Below are 24,372 nucleotides of genomic sequence, written 5' to 3' on the forward strand. Positions count from 1 at the left end.
AACATTTTATTCAGATGATGCAAGCCCTGCCCATACAGCGCTTAGGCCAGGCTTGCATAAATCAGCGGCTTTTACTTATGTCTTTTTTTGTAGAGGTACCCCCAACCTAAGCCAACGATGGCTGCAGTCAGGGAAGCCAATAATACACCCAGCTTTGCCGCCCCAAGCAGGTTGGGATCCGCCAATCCAAGTGTGGCAATAAAAATCGACATCGTGAAACCAATTCCAGCCAGCAAACCAACCAGAATAACCCCTCCCCAGTTCAAGCCCGGTGGCAGCACACACCATCCTAAACGAATAGCCAGCCAACTGGCGGCCACTACCCCTAAGGGCTTGCCAAGCACCAATGCAATCAAGATACCAAACAAGACGGATTGTGAACCACCCATTGATAAATCAACTCCATCAAGCGTAACACCCGCATTTGCAAGCGCAAACAAGGGCATGACACCATACGCCACCCATGGATGCAGGGCCATTTGGATGCGTGTGACAGGGGCCATCAGTTCACGCTGGGCACGCCTAAGCTGCTTCAGTGGCACGGCAAGGTGATTGGTGCAGGCCTCTGTCTTATTAAGCTCAGAAAACCTATTAATAGCCTCACTAGCCAGCACTAATGGGTGCTCTTTCATTCGACCCGGCAAGACGGGGGTCATCAGACCCAGTACGACGCCCGCCAGGGTTGGATGCGCTCCTGTTTGTAACAAGCCGATCCATAACACGGCACCCGGCAATATATAGGCATAGGCAGAAGTTGTACCAATCATTTGCAGCCCAAGCACCATTATGATTCCCAATGCTGCAATCAACAAACCGCTGTAATCCAATCCGCCAGAGTAAAACGCTGCAATAATCAACACAGCCACAATATCATCGATAATAGCCAATGCCAACAGAAACACCCTGACATTACCGGGAATGGATCGACCAAGCAAAGCTAGTACGCCAACGGCAAAAGCAATATCAGTGGCCGTTGGCACTGCCCATCCAGCACTGTTGGGGGGAGCCTGATTAAATGCCAGATATATCAGGGCCGGTGCTACAACACCCCCCAGTGCTGCCGCAAGTGGCAACGCCGCAAGCCTGAAATTGGATAAGGCTCCCTCATGAATCTCACGACGAATCTCCATGCCAACCACCAAGAAAAAAACGGTCATCAGCGCATCGTTAATCCAAAAATGTAACGACTGGGAAAATACATAGTCGCCAATACCAATTGAAAATGGCGTATGCCAAAGATCGTGATAACTGGCTGAAAAAGAGGAATTGGCCCAGATCAATGCAATGGCTGCGGCCACTAGCAAAACTATACCGCTAACGGCTTCAATGTGAAGAAAACGGTCCAGACTTGAAAAAGCGCGCTCAGCCAAAATTTGCGCACGCGGCAATGGCTGCCGTGACGGGTGTTGGTTCATTAATAAACTCTCCGCGTGGCGGCCCGACCATCACATTAACCTGTTTCACCGCACACCGCAGTGCTAACACCCGCGAAAATTCTACCTTAAAGAATGATAAGGCACAAGCCATTAGCAAATTTTTATAACACCCTAACAAAGAGAAAATTAATCTATTGCGATTAACTCAGCACGCCCACCAACCGCTTCTTTTATTAATTCGTTACCTTTAACAAAAAGGGGATTAACAACTTAAATGATAAAATTATTACTATTATCCAAAAGCAAAATAGACCACCTATGTTTCCAAAAAAACTTTCCGAAGGCTACGCTTCTTTCCTGAGCGGCCGACTTGAACGCGAACATGCCCGTTACAAAACACTTGAAGAAGAAGGACAGAGTCCAGAAATCATGGTTATCGGTTGCGGCGACTCCAGGGTTGCACCAGAAACCATTTTCGATGCAGGCCCGGGTGAAATCTTTGTTATTCGCAATATTGCCAACCTGATTCCTCCCTGTGAGTCTGATGTTGAATCTTCTTTTCACGGTACCAGTGCCGCCGTTGAGTTCGCGGTTAATGCTTTAAAGGTTAAGCATATTGTGGTACTGGGACATGCCAGTTGCGGGGGTATTGCGGCCTATGCCAACAAGGCAGCACCACTTTCCCAGCGGGATTTCATTGGCAAATGGATGTCACAGATTGCACCCGTAGCTGAAAAACTAGGCCCGCCACAAGGTGATCGCCAAACCTGGATACGCCAGTTTGAATGGGCTGTCGTGGAATACAGCCTGAATAACCTGATGACCTTTCCGGCCGTACGCGAACGGGTGAAATCTGGCGAACTAACCCTGCATGGCGCTTACTTTGGCATTGCTACCGGCTTGCTGTTTGTACGCGACCCCATCACCGGCAACTTCAACGCGCATACTGAATAGCGTTTTGACTTATTCCCTCCACTAAACAACGACTAATTTTAGTGGAGGAAAGCTTTGCATCCCATGCAAGCCATAGGCGTAGACCTTTCCCTTCCCATAATTGAATCATAAATATTCATAATGTATACTTTGCAACAAATTTAATCTTGCAAAATTATGGGAAAAACAATGAGTTTCAGCAAAAAAGCATCCATTACACTTTTATCAACAACATTAATATTTGGGGGATGCGCTACTAACGGTCAGGGCGGATGGGGTTCCAAACAAACTACCGGAACCGCAATTGGTACCATTCTGGGGGCAATTGTTGGTGCCCAGTTTGGCAGTGGAAGCGGCAAAACCGTTGCGGCTATTGTTGGTGCACTGGCCGGTGGTTTATTGGGTAATATGATCGGCTCCAATCTAGATGAAAAAGATCAGATGGCACTGGCCGCAAGCACCCAAAAAGCATTGGAATCAGGAAAAAAAACCAACTGGAAATCAGACCACAGTGGTGCGTCAGCCGTTATCACCCCGGTTAGTAACAAAACCGTAACGCAAACAACAAAAATAAAACGCGCTCAAAAAATCGCACAGGTTGATAACCTGCAAATCATTAACCAACCGTATCAAGCAAAGAAATCAGCCATTTTACGCGCCGCTCCCGATAATACAGGTGAAAGAATTGGTGGATTCAAGGCAGGCCAAACCTTCACCGCACTGGGCAAAACCGATAATAACTGGATTGCCGTGGGCCGCAAGGGCGTCACCGTTGGTTATGTATACGCACCTTTAGTTACTGCTGCCACTCAAAAAACCGATACAGCAACCGATCTGGACAAAATCACCGTAGCATCTGCACAGCAACAAGGTTTTGATCTGGACGCCATCGAACCTGCCAAAACAGTTACCCAGCAAGTAAGCGTACAAACACAATGCCGTGAAATGAAATACAGCCTGAAATCTAGTGCTGGCCAGGAAGATAAAACCTTCCAGGCTTGCCAGGACACTAATGGCACATGGCAAATTGGTTAAACCGTCAAACGCATACAAACCGGAGTAACTTGTGAAGAACAAAAAAATAGCGTTAGCGCTTGCCTGCGCCTTTATGATGACGGGCGTTACTGCCCATGCCGAAGAATATCGTTTGGCCTTTTCCAAAAGTGAACAAATTGAAATTATTGTTAATAATGCCAATGTCGATAACTGGTGTAGCGCCAATCTGAAACTGGAAGCACGCTATAAAGCTGAGCCGAACCCTGAAGGACTTGCCAGACTCATGCCTAAAATCGGCCAGCTTATGAAAAACCAGTGCCCACAGGCAACAGAGATTAGCTGGGTCAGTACGAACCGACAGGGAAAACAGCTTGCCTCAGGCAACAGCGTTGCAGCAACTGATTGGGTCTTGAATATTGACTCCTCACCACAAGAAAACAAACCCACTGTGGTAGCTACCACAACACAGCCCCAGGAGCCGCGCCCTTCTCTTGCCATTGAAACCCAAAACGAACTGGCAATCGCCCCAGTTCCTGAACAGGTAACAGAACCGCTGGAACAGGTTAATCCAATAACTGCTCCCACCAGTGAAAAAACCGTAGCAACAACCGAAAAAAAAGTTGAAGCTAAAAACAATACAACAGACAAAAAAGTAGAAAGATTACAGCAAAATGCCGTAGCAGAAACGGAAATAAAACCCAAAGATCAATCTGACGAAACCGCTTTACCTGCCACCCCAAAATTGGCTTTTGAAGTTAACGGCTGGAAGCCCAATGCAAATAGGCAAGAAGTTCTGACAACAGCCAAGCTAACAGAGGTTAAAGACCAGAACGGTTGCAAATTACTTGTCTATCTTGAAAACTCATCCTTAAATCTGGAATATACCCATTTCAAAACAGAAGGCCTGAACTGCAAGGACCACTTTGCGCAAGGTCCCGGCAAAGCCAGTATTGTCCGCTCCGACGGTAACATCCTAAACCGGGCCTCCGACTACCATTTTTCAAACGGGCTTGCGCTTAAAGCCGATTTGGCGAATATCGACTCACTGAACATTGTCGCCGCCAAAGAAAATGGGCAGCAACTCTGGCTTTATCTAGGTGAAGACGCCGAAGAAAAATCCTATTATTTATTAGGTTTAAGCAAAGGTTGGGGCTCTTCGCCATTCGGACCTTGGTTTATTAGCGGCCTTGATATCATCACTGAACAAAATGAAATTTTCAGAAAAGAAAACCACATACGTGAACAAATCAACAAGGCACTCAGTCAACATCCATGGCTACAGGAATCAGCCAATGACCTGAAGGTTTCCTTCTTCAGCGATTTCAAGCGCGGTATTCTGGAAAACCAGTTGCAAGGCAAACTGTATTCAACCACTCTTTACCGGAGTTACGACTGGAGAAAGAAACAGCTTCCACCATGGGAACTCACTTCGATTCAGGGCACCAACTATCTTTTCCAAAGAGATGAAGCAACCAAACGTGAAGAAGCACGCATCGCACAAGAGGCCGCCTGGAAGAAACAACGTGAGGAACAGCAGCGCATTTATGAACAACAGCAACTAGCCCGCCAAAAACAGCAAGAACTATATGCTACCGCCCGTAAGGAAGCAAGAAACATCGAGCAATTTAACGGTTTTGAAACAGCCCTGCAAAACGGGAATACAAACCTGCTTGCACAGAACCTGTCTGGCATTGAATTTACACCCTTTGGTCGCAGTGACTATTACAGGCTAATGCATGATCATTCCAAAGAAGTCAGCTTGCTGGTACGCGTCGACAAGACTGACAACACTATTGCACAGGTTAACTGGCCCTACCCACTCGAACTTAACAGTCCAGCCCAACTGGAAAAAGGATGGTACTGGATTAGTGGCAAGGCCTCATTGGATAAGAGCCGAACAGATGCAAACAAACTGCCTGTCATAAAGGTTGCAATTGATAGTCTATCCCACCTGCTCAAGTGCGAACAGGATCTCTGTAAAGACCTGGAAAACCCGCTAGCCTTAACCCGTATAGCATTAAAAAATGCAAACTGGGATATTGCCCAAGCGCAAAGTGTTATTAAGGAATATGAAGAGGCTAAGAAGACCAGTTACTAAGCAAACCAAACCCTCTTTTTAACAAGCAGACACATTAACAGAAAACAAAATGACGACCATTCTTAGCAAAAAATTACTGTCACTTATTGGAGCAGGCTTACTGATTCTGATCGCGGCAATATGGTTTCTAGGTAATAATTACGCAACCCGCACAGCCGAAGAAGAAATCTCGGCAACCCTTGCTGCTACACCGCTGGCCAATGAAATTCACTGGGAAAAACTAAGTGCCAATATTTTGGGTACTGTTACCATAGAAAATGTGACCATTGGCAAAAGAAAACCATTTCTGAATATTCAGAAACTGCAACTGTCGGGTTTTGAAAACTCGGCATCCCGCCTGCAAGGCCAACTGGTTTTAACCGGCGTGACTGATGCCAACGGACAAAGTCCCTTGCTGGAAAACACATTGCTTCAAAATGCCGGCTATGACAAAGCGGATCCCCTTAATGTAAGCCTGGATCTGGATGCCTTAAAAACCAAAGGCACGGCAGAAGTCCGCTTTAATCTTGATCAACGCGAAGTGATCAAGATAGACAGTTCTTTTTCCATAAGCCAGGCACAACAGTTAATGGCAGTACTTTCTTCTGGCCTTGAAAACAGTAAAGAGGCATTCTCTCCTATGATGATGTTCAGCATTGGCGCAATGCTTGAACCAATAAACATCAACAATACGGAAATCGAGATCGAGGACCAGGGATATATGAAAAAGGTTAATGCCCTCACTAACCAATATAATATCCCACTATTACCTTCGGAAAAAACGTTGGATACTGAAAAATTTGCCAAAGAGCAGCAACAGGCAAACATTGAGCAGGCAATACAACAATGCGCCCTACCCGACCCTGAAAACCAGCTTTTTGAGAAACCGGTTGAAACCTGCAAAGCAATTGCGAAATTCATGTTTCAGGAAAGCAATAAGCTTACGCTGAAACTGAAGTCTTTCCGCCTGAAAGAGCTTGATAAACTGGCTCCAAATATGTTGTAGCACCTTTCATCCGACCTTGGAATATATAAAATCGTATTCTGCTCAGGCTACAACAGCCTGAGCAGCCTCAGGCTGCCCCAGCGCCCTAAAGCATTCACAAATATTTATATTCTTTAATTCTGCTGGACGCTGTCATATTTAACGGCGAAAATGAAAAAATCCAGTTAATTTAATAACCGGCTTTTGACACTTTATGCATTACTTATGCATTTTAAATTTTGGCGGGTTGGGGGGGATTCGAACCCCCGAAACGTTTCCGTTTACACGCTTTCCAAGCGTGCGCCTTCAGCCACTCGGCCACCGACCCTTTTTTGTAAAGCTGGCTTTGCACCAGCTATACTTGCAACGCTGCCTTAAACAAACAGCATCAACTTAATCAATTATTTTAGCATCCTTTCCACATATCGTGCAATCATATCCACTTCCAAATTCACTTTATCACCCGCTTTGGTGTTGCGAAGTGTTGTATTCTGGATGGTATGGGGAATAATATTAATGCTAATAATGCAACCACTGTCATTATCGCTCACGCTGTTGACTGTCAGGCTAATGCCATTAACGGTAATAGAACCTTTATAGGCCAGGAATTTGGCCAGTTCCTGCGGAACCTGGATTTTAAGTTCATGAGACTCGCCCACCGCATCAAATGACACAACCGACCCCAGGCCATCCACATGACCTGAGACAATATGCCCATCCAATGAATCACCCATTTTAAGGGCGTGTTCAAGATTGACTTCACCTTGGGTATCCAGTCCAACCGTACGGTTCAGGCTTTCGCGGGAGACATCCACTTCAAACGTCTGCCCGGCAAATTTCACCACCGTCATGCAGGCCCCCTGAATGGCAATCGAGTCACCCAGTTTAGTTTTTTCCATATTAAAGCCTGGTGCCTGGATGGTTAAATGCACGCCATCCTGGCCAGTGCTTCCCAATGGTTCAACATTTGTGATTTTGCCCACAGCGGCAACAATTCCGGTAAACATATTTCTTCCTTGATGATCTTACTTGTGTAGAACGCTACTCAAGAGCGTGTTCCAGCGGTTTTGCAAACGCGCACGCAAACGCAAGTCGGGCGCAAAGGTTTGGGTTTCAAAAAAATCAAACTGGTAAGCCTGATCCAATGCATTCAAGACAGGCAAACGGAACAGGCTATGGGCATCACCCAGTATTTTAGGTGCCATATACAGCAGCAGTTCATCTAGCAAACCTGCCTGCAACAAGGCTCCGTTAAGTCCTGGCCCGGCTTCTACATGTACTTCGTTAATTTGCTGCCCGCCCATCCAGTCAAGCACAGCATCCAGATCAACATGGCCATTTTTTTCAGGCATGGCAATTACCTGCACGTTTTTGGCTTGCAGGCGTGCCGCCTTGGCTTCATCCAAATGGGTAGTAAACACCCATACCGGATCGCCATTAAATATCCGGGCAATTTCCGGGACCACAAAACGGCTGTCGATAATGGCACGAACTGGCTGGCGTGGGGTAGCGATTGAACGCACGTTCATGAGCGGATCATCATGCAAGACGGTACCCAGACCGGTTAACACCACACAACTTCTGGCACGCCAGTAATGCCCGTCGGCACGGGCGGCTGCACTGGTAATCCACTGTGACTGCCCATTGTACAAGGCCATGCGCCCGTCCAATGAAGAAGCCAATTTGGTCCACACCCAGGGACGGCCAGTTGTCATGCGCGAAATAAACCCAGGGTTGAATGCCAGCGCCTGTTCGGCTAACAGGTTACTGGCAACTTCTATGCCTGCTGCCTGCAATTTGGCAATTCCCCTGCCCCCCACCAAAGGATTGGGGTCTGCCATGGCAATGACCACGCGGGCAGGCTTGGCCGCAATAATGGCATCCACACAAGGCGGGGTTTTGCCATAATGACTGCAGGGCTCTAGGGTTACATAAAAAGTGCTGCCTGCCAGGTCATGCGCTTTTTCCTGTGCATCACGAATGGCACAGACTTCGGCATGAGGGCCACCCGTTTTTTGGGTTGCTCCCTGCCCCAGCAATTGCTGGTCTTTAACAATCACACAACCCACACGGGGGTTGGGGGTAGTAACAAACATGACTGAAGCGGCCTGCTCAAGCGCCTTGTTCATCCAGTAGAAATCATCAAGCTGGGTCAAAACAGATTCTTCCTATTTCTTTTCCAGTTTGGCGGCACTAACCGGCACCTGCATTTCCTGAATGGCCTTGACGAACTCGCCAATATCCTCAAAACTTTTATAAACCGAGGCAAACCGCACATAGGCAACCTGGTCCAGCTGCTTGAGCTCATTCATGACCAGTTCACCAATATGCCCGGTTGAAACTTCCTTGCCGGGCGTATTCAGCAATGCTTCCTGAATGCGATAAACGGCGGCCTCAAGAGCCTCGGTAGACACCGGGCGCTTGCGCAAGGCCAGCTTCAGGCTGGCCTGCAATTTTTTAATATCAAATTCTACGCGCGTTCCGTTTCTTTTGACGATGGTTGGCATGGACAGCTCCACCCGCTCATAGGTGGTAAAACGCCTGTCGCAATCCAGACAGCGGCGGCGCCGGCGTATGGTATCACCGTCTTCGGAAACCCTGGAATCTACCACCTGGGTTTCAGAGTGAGCACAGAACGGACATTTCATTTGATGGGAACCTTAACGTAAAACGCCTGCCGAAGCAGGCGCTGCTTGTCAGCAAATTATTTGTAAACCGGGAACTGTGCGGTCAATTGATTGACTTTTTCACGGACAGCCGCAATATTGGCAGCATCACGTGGATTATCCAGGACATCGGCAATCAGGTTAGCGGTCAGTTCGGCTTCTTTTTCGGTAAAGCCACGGGTTGTCATGGCAGGTGTACCCAAACGGATACCGCTGGTCACGAATGGTTTTTCAGGATCATTCGGGATTGCGTTTTTGTTAACCGTGATATGGGCATCACCCAGAACAGCCTCGGCTTCTTTACCGGTAATGCCCTTGGCACGCAGGTCTACCAGCATGACGTGACTTTCGGTACGGCCAGACACAATACGCAAACCACGTTTTACCAGTGTTTCTGCCAGGACTTTGGCATTCAGGGCAACCTGTTTGGCATAGTCTTTGAATTCAGGTGCCAGGGCTTCTTTGAAGGCAACGGCCTTACCGGCAATCACGTGCATCAAAGGACCACCCTGGATGCCAGGGAAAATGGCGGAATTAACGGCTTTTTCATATTCGGCTTTCATCATGATGACGCCGCCACGTGGACCACGCAGTGATTTGTGCGTGGTGGAAGTGACGAAGTCGGCATGTGGCACGGGGTTGGGGTACTGACCACCGGCGACCAGGCCTGCGTAGTGGGCGATGTCAACCATTAACAGGGCACCGTTATCGTGGGCAATTTTAGCCATGCGCTCGAAGTCGATACGCAGTGAGTAAGCAGAAGCACCGGCAACGATCAGTTTTGGCTTATGCTCTTTGGCCAGTTGTTCTACTTGTGCGTAGTTCAGCTCTTCGTTTTCATCCAATCCGTAAGGAATGAAGTTGTACAGTTTGCCAGAAGCGTTAACAGAAGCACCGTGTGTCAGGTGACCACCTTCAGCCAGGCTCATGCCCAGAACGGTATCGCCCGGTTTCAGGACAGCCATGTAAACACCCTGGTTGGCTTGTGACCCGGAGTTGGGCTGAACGTTGGCAGCTTCAGCACCAAACAGTTCTTTCAGGCGGTCGATAGCCAATTGCTCGGCAATATCTACAAACTCGCAACCACCATAGTAACGCTTGCCTGGATAGCCTTCAGCATACTTGTTGGTAAGCTGTGTGCCCTGTGCCTGCATAACGGCAGGACTGGTGTAGTTTTCAGAAGCGATCAGCTCAATGTGCTGTTCCTGACGTACATTTTCTTTCTGGATGGCAGCCCACAATTCGGGGTCAACTTTGTCCAGGGTAAGGGAACGATCAAACATGTGTTTTCCTAAATTTATAAAAAGCAAAAAGTTAAATGGTCACTTTAGGATTGAGTGTATACAAGCCGGTAATGCTGTCGCTGGCCAAAATATGCGTATTGATGACCTTGAGGACATCTTCGGCAGTAAAGCGGCCTTCGAGTGGAACCGTTTCTATATCCAGGGCATAAAGCGTAAATTCATAACGGTGGACCAACGCGTCATTGAAAGGGGGGCAAGGGCCATCATAGCCGTAGTAATCGCCTTTCATGTCGTGGTCGTTGGCAAACCAGGAAGTGTAGTCATTGATCCCTTGACGCATATTACGTGGCGCCATTGGGCCATTCTTGCCTTTAGGGGTTACCTCATTGGAGAACTCACCTTCTTCAATGACCGTAACATTGGCAGGAATATCAACCAGTACCCAGTGATAAAAATTAACGCGGGGCAGATCGGCCGGCACTTCACGGTCTTCCTGGTTTACATCATCGGGTTTACTGGGCACATCCGGGTCACGGCAAATCAACACAAAAGACCGGGTGCCTTCAGGTGCGCCTTCCCATGAGAAATGCGGACTCAAATTATCGGACAGTGCAATATGTGCCACCGCATCTTGTTTGCCAAAAGCATAGCGAGGGTGAATGGCCTGCCCGTTGACGATTGACTGACTGAGTAATTTCATAGATCCCCCAATAAAACCTGATGTTAATAGATGGAATACAATTAATTGACAGTAATGCGGGCAAATTTGCGTTTGCCTACCTGCACAACATAAGTTCCTGCGGCGAGCTGCAGGGATTTATCTTCAACCCGCTGGCCATCAACCCGAACGCCACCCTGCTCGATATTGCGCTGGGCTTCGGAGCCGGAACTGGAGAGGCCCGATTCCCTGAGCACCTTGACAATACCCAATGGGCCACCCGGCAACTGGATTTCCGGCATGTCATCGGGGATGGCGCCATCACGGAAGCGGGCTTCAAAGTTGGCCAAGGCCTCTTCTGCCGCCTTAGCTGAATGGAAACGGGTAATAATTTCCTGGGCCAGCATGACCTTGATATCACGCGGATTGCGCCCTTCTTCAGTTTGCTTTTTAAGGCCGGCAATTTCTTCCATGGAAAGGAAAGAAAGCAGCTCGTAGTAGCTCCACATGAGCGTGTCTGAAATGGACATGAGCTTGCCGAACATGGAGTCAGGCGCTTCGGTAATGCCAATGTAATTGTTCTTGGATTTGGACATCTTGTCGACGCCATCAAGACCCACCAGCAAGGGCATGGTTAACACGCACTGGGGATCCTGGCCATATTCTTTTTGCAGCTCACGACCCACCAACAGATTGAACTTCTGGTCGGTACCACCCAGTTCAAGGTCGGACTTGAGCACGACAGAGTCGTAGCCTTGCAGCAAGGGATATAAAAATTCGTGTACGGCAATAGGCACGCCGCCCTTGAAGCGCTTGGTAAAATCATCGCGCTCCATCATGCGGGCCACCGTATAGCGTGAGGCAAGCTGGATAAGGCCACTGGCACCCAGCTGTTCACACCAGTCGGCGTTGTAACGAATTTCGGTACGCTCGGGGTCTAGCACCATGCTGGCCTGGGCGTAATAAGTTTTTGCGTTCTCTTCGACCTGTTCTTTGGTCAGTGGCGGACGGGTTGCATTGCGCCCGCTAGGATCACCAATCATCGAGGTAAAATTGCCAATCAGGAAAATGACATTATGCCCAAGGTCTTGCAACTGACGCATTTTGTTAAGGACAACGGTATGACCCAGGTGAATGTCAGGAGCGGTGGGATCCAGGCCTAGCTTGATACGCAAAGGCGTATTGGTATCACGGCTCTTTTGCAGCTTTTTGACAAACTCTGACTCTACCAGCAGCTCATCGCACCCGCGCAAAACAATACGCAAGTCATTTTGTACTTCTGGTGAAACAGGTGATTCGGAAGATGACATAAAAAACTTTATCCAATGCAAAACATAAACATCCCGGAGACAAAATGTAACCAGGATGATAATCAGGTAGATCTGCTATTATCGCTTTTTTCCTGCGATTCAGTGCTAAATTATACCTTTTTATCCAAATTCAAATTGCATATGCCTCAGGTACGGGACACTCAGTTTTTCATTGGCCTCATGTCTGGCACCAGCACCGATGGCGTTGATGGGGTCATTGCCGCATTTTCACCCGAACAGCGTCCTCGCATCCTTGGCCAGGCCAGCCTGCCCATGCCTGCCTTGCTAAGAGAGCGCTTTCTTGAGCTCAATGCCGCAGGCCACAACGAACTGGAAAAATCCTGCCTGGCCGCCAATGAGCTGGCGCATTTGTATGCCGGAGTTTGCCAGTTACTGCTGCAACAGGCAGAACTGGCCCCCGAACAAGTCACGGCGATTGGCGCACATGGCCAAACCGTACGCCATCGCCCTGAACTGGGTTATACCATTCAGCTGAATGCGCCCGCATTATTAAGCGAGCTTACCAATATTGCCGTCGTTGCCGATTTTCGCAGCAAGGATATTGCCGCTGGCGGCCAAGGTGCGCCACTGGTACCCGCTTTTCATCAGGCCCTGTTCAGCACTCACCGGCCCGTAACCGTGTTGAATCTGGGCGGGATGGCCAATATCAGCATCCTGCACCCTGAAAAAGAAGTCACAGGGTTTGATACCGGACCGGCCAATGTACTGATGGATTTATGGTGCCAGCGCCACACCGGCAAAGAATACGACCATAACGGACAATGGGGTGCCAGCGGCGTCGTGAATGAATCTTTGCTGAATTTCATGCTGAATGCCGAACCCTGGTTTGCGCTGCCACCGCCCAAATCAACTGGGCGTGACCTGTTCAATCCAAACTGGCTCAATGCCATGCTGGCCCGCTTTGAAGAAAAAGTTTCCGCCCCTGACGTACAGGCCAGCCTGCGCGCACTAACCGCCCAAACCATTGCCTGCGCAATTCGTGCGCATGCCCCTGAAACACAGGAAATCATTGCCTGTGGCGGTGGCGCCCTGAACGGCCCCTTGTTGCAGGAACTGGCAGTGCGTACGGGCCTTCAGGTAAGACGCTGTGAAGATTACGGAGTCGCCAGCCAATCCATGGAAGCACTGGCTTTTGCCTGGCTGGCCTGGGCCAATTGCTACCAGGTTCCCGCAGGCACGCCTTCAGTCAGTGGTGCCAGGCGCAAAACCGTTCTGGGCGCCTATTACCCGGCCTGAACGCCCGCGACAATTATTTTATTTGTGGTAATTTGCTGCCGGCCAAAATGTTTTCCAGCAAAACGTGATCCTTGAACCTGTACAAGCGAGCCGGCCTGCCACGATCCTGCGCAGTCATTTTTCCGGTTTCTTCCACCAGGTCCTGATGCTGCATCAGCCGGCGAAAGTTCTGCTTATGCAGTTCTACGCCCGCCAGCCCCTCAATGCTTTTTTGCAATTGAAAAAGAGTAAATTCGGCTGGCATCAGCTCGGAAATAACAGGCCGGTATTTGATTTTTGCACGAAGGCGTGACATGGCCGTGGCCAAAACCCGACGATGATCCCGCTGCATAGGGAACCCAATCTCGGCGTGCCCCAATCCGATATCCCGGCAATTGGGGGCCTCGGGAATCAGGCCAGCCTCATACATCAGCTCATAACGCAGCAGCACGTGCTCTTCTACCCAGTCAAATCCGTTCAGGCCCCAGCACATGTCCACCCGGCGTTGCCGGTTGATACGGGCCATGGGGTCGCTTTCCTGGCTAATCCAATCCTGCAATTGCGGCAATAACGTTTGGGTTACCCAGGGCACCAGTCCTTGCCGGTGGTCTTCCCAGGGAAAATAAAAATACCAGTCCTGCCAGCTGGCATGTGCCTCAAGCTGGCTTTCATCAATTTCCTTAACCAAACCCAGGTAACTGACATACAGCACCGGATGCCCCGACAAACGGGTTCGGGTGGTGTCCACAAACGTGTACAGCTGCTCTACATATCCCATGGGCTGCCGGGTCTGGGTTTTAACCCATTGCCTGACTCCTGATTGCAAGGAACGGTGAACCGGAGACAGGGCACCAAAGGGCAAGGATTGTCCATCAAGCACCGTTAAGACACGGGCGGAAAAGCGGGTGATGGCAATTAACACGGCAACCAGCTCGCTGGCGCCCTCGTTCTGGGTAATGGAGGTTTCTGAAGCCGGCATATTTTATGGCTATTGATGATTGAATATTGGCATAGGCATTGTATCTGGAAGTGTCTAGCCGGGCAAAACTATTTGCAACAGCCTTAATGAAGAAAAAAAGTCGATACATAAAAATATTTTGCGTTTTATACTCATAAAGAGCATAATTGGCTTTTTTAAAAATCACTATTTGAAAAACCATGGGACACACCGAACAGAAAGCCTTTGAATTTGACCAACCCTTGTTGCAAACCGCCACGCTTAACGGGCAAACCTGCATGGCCTCTGTCCTTCCTGACAGTCAGGAAGCCACGATAGTCGGCAAGGCCTGGGCCAAGATACCCGCCCCGCTCTCTCTCAAGCAAGAGCAGCAATATATTCAGGAAATCAGGCAGCTCATGCAAAGCAAAAATGCCGTTCTGGTGGCCCATTATTATGTAGATCCCGTGTTGCAAGACCTGGCGCTTGAAACCAATGGCTGTGTGGGAGACTCGCTTGAAATGGCCCGATTCGGCCGTGACCATGAAGCCTCTACTCTGATTGTGGCCGGTGTTCGCTTCATGGGTGAAACCGCCAAAATGCTAAGCCCTGAAAAAACCGTGCTGATGCCCACCCTGGAAGCCGAATGCTCACTGGATCTGGGCTGCCCTGCCGACCAGTTCAGCGCTTTCTGTGATGCCCACCCAGACCGAACCGTCGTTGTGTATGCCAATACCAGTGCCGAAGTAAAAGCGCGCGCCGATTGGGTTGTCACCTCTTCCATCGCCCTGGAAATTGTCAGCTACCTGCATGAAAAAGGCGAAAAAATCATTTGGGGCCCAGACCGTCACCTGGGTCAATACATTCAGGACAACACTGGCGCCGATATGCTTTTATGGCAAGGTTCCTGTCTGGTCCATAATGAATTCAAGGCCGCCGAACTGGCCAGCCTGAAAGAACAATATCCCAACGCCAAAGTGCTAGTACACCCCGAGTCACCGGCATCAGTAACGGCACTGGCCGATGTAGCCGGATCAACCAGCAAGCTTATTCAAGCCGTCATCGATTTGCCTGCAACAGAGTTTATTGTGGCCACCGATGCCGGCATCATGCACGAAATGCAAAAACGGGCACCTGGCAAAACCTTCATTTCAGCTCCCACTTCCGGCAATAGCGCAACCTGTAAAAGCTGTGCCTTTTGCCCATGGATGGCCATGAACGGATTGGCCGGCGTCAAGCAATGCCTGACAAACGGCTCCGGCGAAGTCTTACTGGATAAAGACATGGCCCAACGCGCCCGCCTGCCAATTGACCGGATGCTGCAATTTGCCGAAGCCCATAAAAAATCGGTCAAGGCCAGCGGCGACCTGGTCCAGGACATGAAACTGTTCCAGCATATCGGAGCCGCATAAGCAGCATGAAACACGATTTTGATACCATCATTATTGGCAGTGGCCTGGCCGGGTTGTCGGTGGCGCTGTCATTGCCAAGCAACCACCGCATTGCCATTTTAAGTAAAGATGCGCTTATCAATACCGCCAGCGACAAGGCGCAAGGCGGTATTGCCGCCGTTTGGGACAGCCAGGATTCATTTGAGCGACACATTAATGACACCCTGGTTGCCGGTGCCGGTTTATGTGAAAAAGAAGCAGTTACCCACATTGTTGAGCATTCGACTGATGCCCTGCAATGGCTGCTGTCACACCAGGTGGATTTTACGCGTAATGAATCCGACCAGCAGTTGCATTTAACCCTTGAAGGCGGCCATTCCTGGCGGCGGATTGCCCATGCGTCGGACAAAACCGGGCATGTCATTACCCAAACCCTGCAATCCCTGCTGGGCAAGTGCCCCAATATTCATATTTTTGAACAGCGCACCTCGGTCGCACTGCTGACTAGTCGCGAAAATGCGTCCGAATGCATTGGGGTCAAGGTGCTTAACCGGCAATCTGGCGAAATGGAAACTTTTCTGGCGCCCAATACGGTACTGGCCACCGGCGGTACCGGCCAGCTGTTTACCCATACCACCAACCCGGAAATTGCCACCGGTGATGGCATTGCCATGGCCTGGCGTGCCGGCTGCCGGGTAGCCAATATGGAGTTTATCCAGTTTCACCCAACCGCCCTCGCACTACCCAATGCGCCCACTTTTTTGATTTCAGAAGCGGTACGGGGTGAAGGAGGCGTATTGCTGCGCCCCGACGGCAGCCGCTTCATGCCCAGCTACGACAAACGTGCTGAACTGGCACCGCGCGACATCGTTGCACGGGCCATTGAATCAGAAATGAAGAAAAACGGCACCAGCCATGTCTTGCTGGATATTTCCCACAAACCCAAAGAGCAGATTTTGCATCATTTCCCGATGATTCATGAAACCTGCCTGTCACACGGGCTTGATATTTGCACCACCCCCATTCCGGTTGCCCCGGCCTCCCATTACACCTGCGGCGGCGTGCTGGTTAATCGCAATGGGCAAACAGACCTGAAGGGACTTTATTGCGCCGGCGAAACGGCTTACACCGGCCTGCATGGCGCCAATCGCCTAGCCAGCAATTCTTTGCTGGAATGCATTGTGACCGGCAGAAGTATTGCCAATAGCATTACGGCCGGCCTGCCCTGGGAAACACCTGCGGTTTATGAGCATACCATTCATATCAGCCCTGCACCGGCAAGCAACAGCCAGCCAGAAGCCAGCCATGCGCCAAACAAAAACAGCCTAAGACAACTGATGACACAGTGTTTTGGCATTGTGCGCAATGATGCCGGCATGCAGACGGCATTAAGCCAACTGAAGTCATGGAAAGCACAATTACTCAACAATAGTGTGGCAAAAGATTATGCATTCCCAAGCAGAAGCGTGGAAACGAGTAGAAAAGTAGCCCATTTTTCCGCATCCAATTGTTTACAAGACTCAAACTTGAATGAAATAGAGCTAAATAACATGCTGGATGTTGCCTGCCTGATGTTGCAATGCGGACTGGCACGCAAAGAAAGCCGGGGCCTGCATTACACCACCGACTACCCAAATAAGGCCGAAACCGCTAAGCCTACCGTGCTGTCACCGGTTTTTTCCTGAACCATAAAAAACGGGCCCGTGTAAAGCACACGGGCCCGTTTTTTTATTTATACACGCCAGATGTTATGTCCAGCATGGCATAAGGGAAAAATTACCGTTTAGGCAATTAAACCGAAAAAGAAGAACCACAGCCACAAGTTGTTTGGGCATTCGGGTTACGAATGACAAACTGAGACCCTTCAATATCTTCTTTGTAATCGATTTCGGCACCCACCAGATATTGGAAGCTCATGGGATCTACCAACAACTGAACGCCGTCTTTATCGATAGAAGTGTCGTCGTCGTTGACGACTTCATCAAAAGTGAAACCGTACTGGAAACCTGAACAACCACCACCCTGCACAAAGACACGCAGTTTGAGATCAGGGTTACCTTCGTCGATTAACAAATCTTTGACTTTAGCTGCAGCCGCATCGGTGAAAACCAATGGCACTGGAGGAGCCTGCAAGTCTACTGACTCTAAAACGCTACTCATATACTTACTCCTGGTGAGATACAGTCACCCAAATAAAACAGGCAGACATGCCTATAACAAAACTATTTTAGCATAACCACAAACTAAGACTTAAGCTTTAGCGTACGTGTCACACGTGTATTTTTACCCTCTACCACTTTCAGGGTGATGCTTTCGGGGGTAAAACCGTCAGGAATAACCAGCAAGCCCTGCGCCAGCTCAATTCTGCTGAACTTCAAATTAAGGACATTATTGGCCGCCTTTTCTGTTGACGACTTACCGTTTCCTTCCGGCTTGGTAACCGGTTCAGGCTTAAGGACCACGGTTGTGACCTTGCCATTCATCTTGCCCTTGGCCTCAAAGTGCAGTCGCCCATTGAAAACCGGCGGCTGTTTCTGGGTGCGCGTTAGCATTACCTTGTAACGGATTCGGGCACCTTCCTTGACCGCATCAAACTCCCTGACGCTCACGTGCATATTGCTTTTGGAAGGAATAAGCTGCTCATAGCGCAGCAATTCCTCGGTACTTCTGCTTAACTCATCCTGAAGCTTCGAGACCTGCCGGTTAAATTCAACAATCGTACCCTTGTCTACTACCATTTGTGCATTGGCCGCATCCAGTTTGCCCTGCAGTGACTGGATCTGCAATTCTCCCTGTTTGACCTTATCAGTCAGCAATGCGATCTGTTCGTTTTCCATACCCAGCATTTTGCGCTGAACGACATTTTGGGTAATGTAATAGCTACTGGTTGCTCCGACCACGACACCGACGGCCAAAAGAAAAATACGTGCTGCCATTGTTTTACGGCCCCTTAAGGGAGAATAGCCACTTGATTCAGACCTGTTTGCTCATCCAAACCAAATAACACATTCATGTTTTGTACTGCCTGGCCGGCTGCACCTTTAACTAGGTTATCCTGTACGACCACCACAATCAAGGTATCTCCGTTACCTGGACGATGCAAGGCAATGCGCAACTGGTTGGAGGCGCGAACCGAACGGGTTTCCGGCAGGCTGCCAGCGGGCATGACATCAACAAACGCTTCATGCTGGTAGCGCTGCTCGTACAATGCCTGAAAATCGGTATCCATGGCTTCAGGTTTGATTTTTACATAAATGGTGGACAACATACCCCGGATCATGGGCACCAGGTGAGGCACAAAGGTAAGGCCTACCGGCTGGCCAGCAATTTTCGCCAGTTGCTCGACAATTTCCGGGTGATGGCGGTGGCCTGAGACGCCATAAGCCTTGAAGTTGTCACTGGCTTCGGAAAACAGGCTACCCACTTCGGTTTTACGGCCCGCTCCGGACACGCCCGATTTGCAGTCGGCAATGATGTTGTCCACATTGACCAGGCCTTTTTCAAGCAAGGGAGTCAGCCCAAGGATCACGGTAGTAGGATAGCAACCGGGATTGCCAATGACCTGTGCTCCAGCCACTTTTTCGCGGTTAAGCTCAACCAGACCATAAACACTGTCTTTTAACACATCGGGACAGGCGTGAGGCATTTTGTACCATTTCTCAAAAACCGCAGTATCTTGCAAACGAAAATCGGCAGCCAGGTCAATCACTTTTACACCAGCATCAATCAGGGCACGGGCCTGGGCCATGGCGACGCCATGAGGCGTTGCAAAGAAAACCACATCACACTCTGACAGTGCGGCATTTTCAGGGGCGGAAAAAGCCAGGTCGACATGCTTGCGCAGGTTGGGGAACATGTCTGCAACCGGCATGCCTTCTTCCTTGCGCGAGGTAATTGCATGAAGCCTTGCATTGGGGTGTGCAGATAAAAGACGCAGTAATTCCACGCCGGTATATCCAGTACCACCGACTATGCCAACCTTGATCTGGGCGGAAGAAGATGCCATTGTTAAATCCTTTGTTAATTGAATATGGGCTTAAACGTTTTCTAAACGGTTATTGCACCACATTATGAGTGTTTTTACACGAAATTGGTTCAACTTGCCTGAAAATTACATGCTGGCTTTGCTTCACTGTGTTTCACAGCACAAACATCTGCAGCCACAAACAAAAAAGACCGCATAAGCGGTCTTTTTTTGATTCGTAAACAGATTAGCGTTTGCTGAACTGTTTGCGACGACGTGCTTTGTGGAAACCGACTTTTTTACGCTCGACTTCACGTGCGTCACGGGTTACATAACCCGCTTTGGACAGTGATGATTTCAATGTTTCATCATAGTCAATAAGGGCACGGGTAATACCATGACGGATTGCACCAGCCTGACCGCTTTCACCACCACCGTGAACATTGACGTGGAAGTCAAATGCTTCGGTGAGTTCTGTAAGGACCAAAGGCTGACGAACAACCATGCGGCCTGTTTCACGGGCAAAATATTCATCAACAGGTTTACCGTTAACAACGATAGCGCCTGTACCTTTTTTCAAGAAAACACGAGCCACTGAAGTTTTGCGGCGGCCTGTTCCATAATTCCAATTACCGATCATGATTTATCCTTAGAAATCCAGCTGTTTAGGCTGCTGGGCAGTATGAGGATGTTCGGCACCAGCATACACCTTGAGTTTTTTGATCATGGCGTAGCCCAGTGGACCTTTGGGCAGCATACCTTTAACGGCTTTTTCAAGTGCACGGCCTGGAAAGCGCTCTTGCATCTTTTTAAAGTTCGTTTCGTAAATACCGCCTGGGTAACCAGAGTGACGGAAGTATTTTTTGTCTTCTGTCTTTTTACCGGTAACAACGATATCGGCAGCATTGATAATTACAATATAATCGCCGGTGTCAACGTGAGGGGTGAACTCGGGTTTATGTTTACCGCGCAAACGGCGTGCAACTTCGCTGGCTACACGACCAAGGACTTTACCTTTTGCATCGATAACAAACCAGTCACGTTTGACTTCATGCGGCTTTGCCACAAAGGTCTTCATGATAGTTATTCCTAAATAAAAAATTGAAGGGCAGGCTTGTGCCGTGCCCGGTACGCCCAATTTCCGGTTGTATTCACCGGATGCTGCCAGGCCGTTATTGTAAACAAGTAAAACCTTACTTTTCAGCCGTACAGTTCTGGGTTAGCCGATAATGTTAACACTATGTTTTTATTTTTTCAATAAAAACAATGAAATAGAATTGAATTTTATGAAAAACCGCCCATACAAGCCTTGCTTATTGTTGTATTTTGTATGGGCAGCTTCTTTTCTTAAGCTACAGCGGCATTTTGCCTTTAGCCAGATTAAGCTTTACGGCTTTGTGCAATCGCATAAGCCAGGTAACGGGTATAAGAGCCTTCTACCAGGTTAAACCAGGGGGCCAGGTCATCACGGAAAGCCATATAGTCATCATGGATTTTCTTGAACATTGGGTCTTTGTCAGAAAACTCTTTGTACAACTGGACCGATGCCTTGAAGCCAGCGTCAAGCACGTCTTTGGGGAACTCTTTAAGAACGGCACCACCGGCAATCAGGCGACGCAGCGCACCAGCGTTATGGGCATCATAAACCGCTGTCATGTTGGCCGTCGCGTACATGCATGCCGCTTCAACAATTGCTTGGTAATTCTTGGGCAGTTTTTCAAACTCGCCTTTGTTCATATAAGCGGACACTTGCGGGCCACCTTCCCAGAAACCTGGGTAATAGTAGTATTTAGCCACTTTATTGAAGCCAAGTTTCTCGTCATCATAAGGACCCACGAACTCAACTGCGTCAAGCGTACCCTTTTCCAGAGAAGGATAAATATCACCGCCGGCAATTTGCTGGGGAATCACACCCAGGCGTGCCAACACTTCTCCGGCAAAACCGGACGTACGCATTTTCAGGCCTTTCAGGTCTTCAAGGGAGTTGATTTCCTTGCGATACCAGCCACCCATTTGTACGCCTGTGTTGCCAAGCGGGAAGTTGACGATATTGACGGGCGCGAACAATTCACGCAGCAAAGTCTTGCCGTTGCCTTCAAGAATCCAGGCCATCATCTGGCGGGCGGTCAAGCCAAAAGGCACGGCGGTATCAAAGCAGTAAGCAGGGCTCTTGCCAAAATAGTAGTAGCCGCAAGTATGACCCGCCTGAACGGTACCGTTGGACACGGCATCCATGACTTGCAGGGCAGGCACAATTTCACCGGCCGGGAAAACATCAATTACAAATTGGCCATTGGTGGCTTCATTGACATATTTGACGAATTTTTCAGAGGTACCAAACAGTGCAGGCAAGCTACGTGGAAAACTGGAAGCCATACGCCATTTAATGCTGGGATTTTCCTGGGCCAGTGCCGGTGCACCAACTGCAGCGGTACCCGCCACCATGCCCATACCGGCTTTTTTAAGAAACGAACGACGTTGCATATTTTATTTCTCCAAACGTTTTAAACGTTAAAAATTTTATACGATAAATAGTAACCTGCCGCCCTGGCTTGGGACGGCAAGCAGAATTAGTGGTTTTCCCTAAAACCGGGCATAACCGCTGCCTACCGCTTAACTACCCGCAACCGCCATGCTTTCAATCAGGATAGAACCTGATGTTTTGGCGCCTCGCGTAATCACATCGTTACCAACAGCCACCATTTGCATGAACATGTCTTTCAGATTTCCGGCAATCGTAATTTCCTGCACGGCATGCTGGATTTGCCCGTTTTCCACCCAATAGCCAAACGCACCACGGGAATAGTCTCCGGTTACATAATTGACACCCTGGCCAATCAACTCGGTAACCAACAGGCCGGTACCCATTTTCTTCAGCATGGCCTCAAAATTATCACCGGATTCGGTAAGCGTGGACGTTAGCAGCAAGTTATGCGAGCCACCTGCATTGCCCGTACTTTGCATGTCCAGTTTGCGAGCGGTATAGCTTGACAACAAATAACCCTGCAAAATCCCGTCTTGCACCAGATCGCGGGCATGGGTTTGGACGCCTTCATCGTCGAAGGCGGAACTGCCCATGGCGCCCGGAATGTAGGGATCTTCGTGAATCTGAACATGACCCGCCATGACCTGCTGGCCCAGGGAGTCCAGCAGGAAGCTTGATTTACGGTACAGCGCGCCACCACTAATGGCCTGGGTTAACGCCCCAATCAAGCCCAGGGCCAGTGGCGCCTCGAACAGAACGGGATATTTTCCAGTTGGAATTTTACGGGCGGATAAACGGGACAAGGCACGCTGGGCCGCATACACACCCACATCATGCCCCTTGGCAAGCCTTTCTGGATAGCGATCTGAGGTATACCAGTAATCCCTTTGCATGCGATCACCCTTGCCAGCAATGGCTGCCACAGAAAGGCCATGGCGCGAATAAGGGTAGCCCCCCATGAATCCCAGCGAATTGGCAAACACGAAACGCCCTTCACTGATATCAATGGAAGCACCTTCGGAATTGGTGATTTCCTTGCTATACCCCAAGGCGCCCTGCTCGGCCTCGATGGCCAGCTTAACGGCTTCATCAGCGGAAATATCCCAGCTTTTATGCAAGGCCAGGTCTGGCAAATGGGTAGCCAGCAATTCGGGCTCGGGCAAACCTGCTGCCGGATCGGCCGCAGTATATTTGGCAATATTCCAGGCTGCCTCTACCGTTTCGGCAATCGCTTTGCCTGACAAATCCGAGGTGGAGGCAGAGCCCCTGCTTTGTCCTGCGTAAACAGTCACCCCCAGGGAACGGTCATTGGTTTGCTCTACCGTTTCAACACTGCCCTTGCGAACAGATACGGCAAGCCCACTAGACTCGGAGACCTCGGCTGCGGCACTGCTTGCTCCCAGCTTGCCGGCATGTTTCAGCGCCAGCTGAACCAGTTCTTCAAAATTAGACTGACTATTAGGATTCATAGATAAAAATATAAGTAGTTGTTCTGTTCATTATGACTGTAATCGCATACACGGTTATGATATCCAAATATCAACCATTTTTCGATTTTATTTATGCATACCGACCAAACAGATCAGGACGACAACGATTTTTACGACCGGCCCAGCAAATCCCAAATAAAAAGAGAGCTGCATGCCATTCTGGATCTGGGCAAACAAGTCATAGACTTGCCTTATGACAAAGTCAAGCAATTACCCCTTGACGAAAAACTGCTAGATGCCATTAAAACCGCCCAAAAAATTAGCGGCCGGGAAGGCAAGCGCCGCCAAATTCATTATGTCGGCAAATTAATGCGCAATGCGGATACCGATGCCATTCGCGAGCAACTGGACGTCTGGGAAAACGGCTCAAAAGCCATCACTGCCCATATGCACCGGCTGGAAACCCTGCGTGACCGCCTGCTTGCCAATGATGAAGAATTAACGGTCCTGCTTTCCGAATATCCCCAGGTGGATATCCAGCAGCTCAGGGCGCTTATTCGTGCAGCCCGCAAAGAGCAGGCTGCCAACAATACCCTGGCAGAAACCCAGGAACCACAAAAAAAACATTATCGTGCCCTGTTTCAGGCGCTCAAGTCTATTTTAACAACCGGGGAATAAACCAAC

Annotated in this window: 23 protein-coding genes and 1 tRNA gene; 8 read left to right on the plus strand and 16 right to left on the minus strand. The window is 49.3% G+C overall.

Annotated elements, in window-relative coordinates; all coding sequences use genetic code 11:
* Positions 1-71: 71 nt before the first annotated feature.
* On the minus strand, positions 72-1,415 hold the full coding sequence (nhaA, locus tag ACM5Q9_RS11945; protein WP_418144970.1) for a Na+/H+ antiporter NhaA: 1,344 nt from the start codon (positions 1,413-1,415) through the stop codon (positions 72-74).
* Positions 1,416-1,694: 279 nt separating this feature from the next.
* On the opposite strand from nhaA, the gene ACM5Q9_RS11950 reads away from it, so the two are divergent.
* The 4 genes from ACM5Q9_RS11950 to ACM5Q9_RS11965 all read left to right on the plus strand — a co-directional run bounded on the left by ACM5Q9_RS11950 (position 1,695) and on the right by ACM5Q9_RS11965 (position 6,388).
* Entirely contained in the window at positions 1,695-2,330 is a 636-nt protein-coding gene (locus ACM5Q9_RS11950) for a carbonic anhydrase (RefSeq protein WP_418144971.1), read from the plus strand.
* Between the two features lie 168 nt (positions 2,331-2,498).
* Positions 2,499-3,344, plus strand: a complete 846-nt coding sequence (locus ACM5Q9_RS11955) for a glycine zipper domain-containing protein (RefSeq protein ID WP_418144972.1) — start codon at positions 2,499-2,501, stop codon at positions 3,342-3,344.
* A 31-nt stretch (positions 3,345-3,375) separates the two neighbouring features.
* Positions 3,376-5,403 carry a hypothetical protein gene (locus ACM5Q9_RS11960; protein ID WP_418144973.1) on the plus strand — a complete coding sequence of 676 codons (2,028 nt, stop codon included), beginning with the start codon at positions 3,376-3,378 and terminating at the stop codon, positions 5,401-5,403.
* A gap of 49 nt (positions 5,404-5,452) precedes the next feature.
* Positions 5,453-6,388: a hypothetical protein gene (locus ACM5Q9_RS11965; RefSeq protein ID WP_418144974.1), complete on the plus strand. Its 936-nt coding sequence runs from the start codon at positions 5,453-5,455 to the stop codon at positions 6,386-6,388.
* 219 nt (positions 6,389-6,607) lie between these two features.
* Here ACM5Q9_RS11965 and ACM5Q9_RS11970 read toward each other — a convergent pair.
* From ACM5Q9_RS11970 to tyrS, 7 genes are all read right to left on the minus strand, one after another.
* Positions 6,608-6,695 (minus strand) — tRNA-Ser (locus tag ACM5Q9_RS11970).
* Between the two features lie 73 nt (positions 6,696-6,768).
* The gene (locus ACM5Q9_RS11975) at positions 6,769-7,374 is read right to left on the minus strand and encodes a riboflavin synthase (protein ID WP_418144975.1); all 606 of its coding nucleotides are present in this window, start codon (positions 7,372-7,374) and stop codon (positions 6,769-6,771) included.
* A gap of 18 nt (positions 7,375-7,392) precedes the next feature.
* Positions 7,393-8,523, minus strand: a complete 1,131-nt coding sequence (gene ribD, locus ACM5Q9_RS11980; RefSeq protein WP_418144976.1) for a bifunctional diaminohydroxyphosphoribosylaminopyrimidine deaminase/5-amino-6-(5-phosphoribosylamino)uracil reductase RibD — start codon at positions 8,521-8,523, stop codon at positions 7,393-7,395.
* 12 nt (positions 8,524-8,535) lie between these two features.
* Complete coding sequence (gene nrdR / locus ACM5Q9_RS11985) at positions 8,536-9,015, minus strand: transcriptional regulator NrdR (protein WP_418144977.1); 480 nt, start codon at positions 9,013-9,015, stop codon at positions 8,536-8,538.
* Positions 9,016-9,071: 56 nt separating this feature from the next.
* Positions 9,072-10,316 carry a serine hydroxymethyltransferase gene (glyA, locus tag ACM5Q9_RS11990; RefSeq protein ID WP_418144978.1) on the minus strand — a complete coding sequence of 415 codons (1,245 nt, stop codon included), beginning with the start codon at positions 10,314-10,316 and terminating at the stop codon, positions 9,072-9,074.
* A 31-nt stretch (positions 10,317-10,347) separates the two neighbouring features.
* Positions 10,348-10,977 carry a YbhB/YbcL family Raf kinase inhibitor-like protein gene (locus ACM5Q9_RS11995; protein WP_418144979.1) on the minus strand — a complete coding sequence of 210 codons (630 nt, stop codon included), beginning with the start codon at positions 10,975-10,977 and terminating at the stop codon, positions 10,348-10,350.
* A gap of 41 nt (positions 10,978-11,018) precedes the next feature.
* Positions 11,019-12,245: a tyrosine--tRNA ligase gene (tyrS, locus tag ACM5Q9_RS12000; RefSeq protein ID WP_418144980.1), complete on the minus strand. Its 1,227-nt coding sequence runs from the start codon at positions 12,243-12,245 to the stop codon at positions 11,019-11,021.
* 141 nt (positions 12,246-12,386) lie between these two features.
* On the opposite strand from tyrS, the gene ACM5Q9_RS12005 reads away from it, so the two are divergent.
* Positions 12,387-13,502 carry an anhydro-N-acetylmuramic acid kinase gene (locus ACM5Q9_RS12005; protein ID WP_418144981.1) on the plus strand — a complete coding sequence of 372 codons (1,116 nt, stop codon included), beginning with the start codon at positions 12,387-12,389 and terminating at the stop codon, positions 13,500-13,502.
* Positions 13,503-13,515: 13 nt separating this feature from the next.
* Here the strand turns inward: ACM5Q9_RS12005 and ACM5Q9_RS12010 are convergent, their stop codons facing one another.
* Positions 13,516-14,460 carry an NUDIX hydrolase gene (locus tag ACM5Q9_RS12010; RefSeq protein ID WP_418144982.1) on the minus strand — a complete coding sequence of 315 codons (945 nt, stop codon included), beginning with the start codon at positions 14,458-14,460 and terminating at the stop codon, positions 13,516-13,518.
* A 257-nt stretch (positions 14,461-14,717) separates the two neighbouring features.
* Here ACM5Q9_RS12010 and nadA point away from each other — a divergent pair, with 257 nt between their 5' ends.
* On the plus strand, positions 14,718-15,830 hold the full coding sequence (nadA, locus tag ACM5Q9_RS12015) for a quinolinate synthase NadA (RefSeq protein WP_418145029.1): 1,113 nt from the start codon (positions 14,718-14,720) through the stop codon (positions 15,828-15,830).
* 5 nt (positions 15,831-15,835) lie between these two features.
* Complete coding sequence (nadB, locus tag ACM5Q9_RS12020) at positions 15,836-17,494, plus strand: L-aspartate oxidase (protein WP_418144983.1); 1,659 nt, start codon at positions 15,836-15,838, stop codon at positions 17,492-17,494.
* Between the two features lie 106 nt (positions 17,495-17,600).
* Here nadB and erpA read toward each other — a convergent pair whose 3' ends face one another.
* The 7 genes from erpA to pmbA all read right to left on the minus strand — a co-directional run bounded on the left by erpA (position 17,601) and on the right by pmbA (position 23,727).
* Positions 17,601-17,969 carry an iron-sulfur cluster insertion protein ErpA gene (erpA, locus tag ACM5Q9_RS12025; RefSeq protein ID WP_418144984.1) on the minus strand — a complete coding sequence of 123 codons (369 nt, stop codon included), beginning with the start codon at positions 17,967-17,969 and terminating at the stop codon, positions 17,601-17,603.
* A gap of 83 nt (positions 17,970-18,052) precedes the next feature.
* On the minus strand, positions 18,053-18,745 hold the full coding sequence (locus tag ACM5Q9_RS12030) for a DUF6776 family protein (protein WP_418144985.1): 693 nt from the start codon (positions 18,743-18,745) through the stop codon (positions 18,053-18,055).
* Positions 18,746-18,759: 14 nt separating this feature from the next.
* Positions 18,760-19,815 (minus strand): N-acetyl-gamma-glutamyl-phosphate reductase, encoded by a 1,056-nt coding sequence (gene argC, locus ACM5Q9_RS12035; RefSeq protein ID WP_418144986.1) that lies wholly within the window; start codon positions 19,813-19,815, stop codon positions 18,760-18,762.
* A gap of 205 nt (positions 19,816-20,020) precedes the next feature.
* The gene (rpsI, locus tag ACM5Q9_RS12040; protein ID WP_169293614.1) at positions 20,021-20,413 is read right to left on the minus strand and encodes a 30S ribosomal protein S9; all 393 of its coding nucleotides are present in this window, start codon (positions 20,411-20,413) and stop codon (positions 20,021-20,023) included.
* Between the two features lie 9 nt (positions 20,414-20,422).
* Positions 20,423-20,851 carry a 50S ribosomal protein L13 gene (gene rplM, locus ACM5Q9_RS12045; protein ID WP_418144987.1) on the minus strand — a complete coding sequence of 143 codons (429 nt, stop codon included), beginning with the start codon at positions 20,849-20,851 and terminating at the stop codon, positions 20,423-20,425.
* A gap of 302 nt (positions 20,852-21,153) precedes the next feature.
* Positions 21,154-22,257 (minus strand): TRAP transporter substrate-binding protein, encoded by a 1,104-nt coding sequence (locus ACM5Q9_RS12050; protein ID WP_418144988.1) that lies wholly within the window; start codon positions 22,255-22,257, stop codon positions 21,154-21,156.
* A gap of 129 nt (positions 22,258-22,386) precedes the next feature.
* Positions 22,387-23,727 (minus strand): metalloprotease PmbA, encoded by a 1,341-nt coding sequence (gene pmbA, locus ACM5Q9_RS12055; RefSeq protein ID WP_418144989.1) that lies wholly within the window; start codon positions 23,725-23,727, stop codon positions 22,387-22,389.
* Positions 23,728-23,820: 93 nt separating this feature from the next.
* Between pmbA and yjgA the strand changes: the two genes are divergently transcribed.
* Entirely contained in the window at positions 23,821-24,366 is a 546-nt protein-coding gene (gene yjgA, locus ACM5Q9_RS12060; RefSeq protein ID WP_418144990.1) for a ribosome biogenesis factor YjgA, read from the plus strand.
* Positions 24,367-24,372 lie beyond the last annotated feature (6 nt).

This window comes from Advenella sp. RU8 (assembly GCF_048381675.1).
In the GTDB taxonomy this organism is placed as follows: domain Bacteria; phylum Pseudomonadota; class Gammaproteobacteria; order Burkholderiales; family Burkholderiaceae_B; genus Advenella.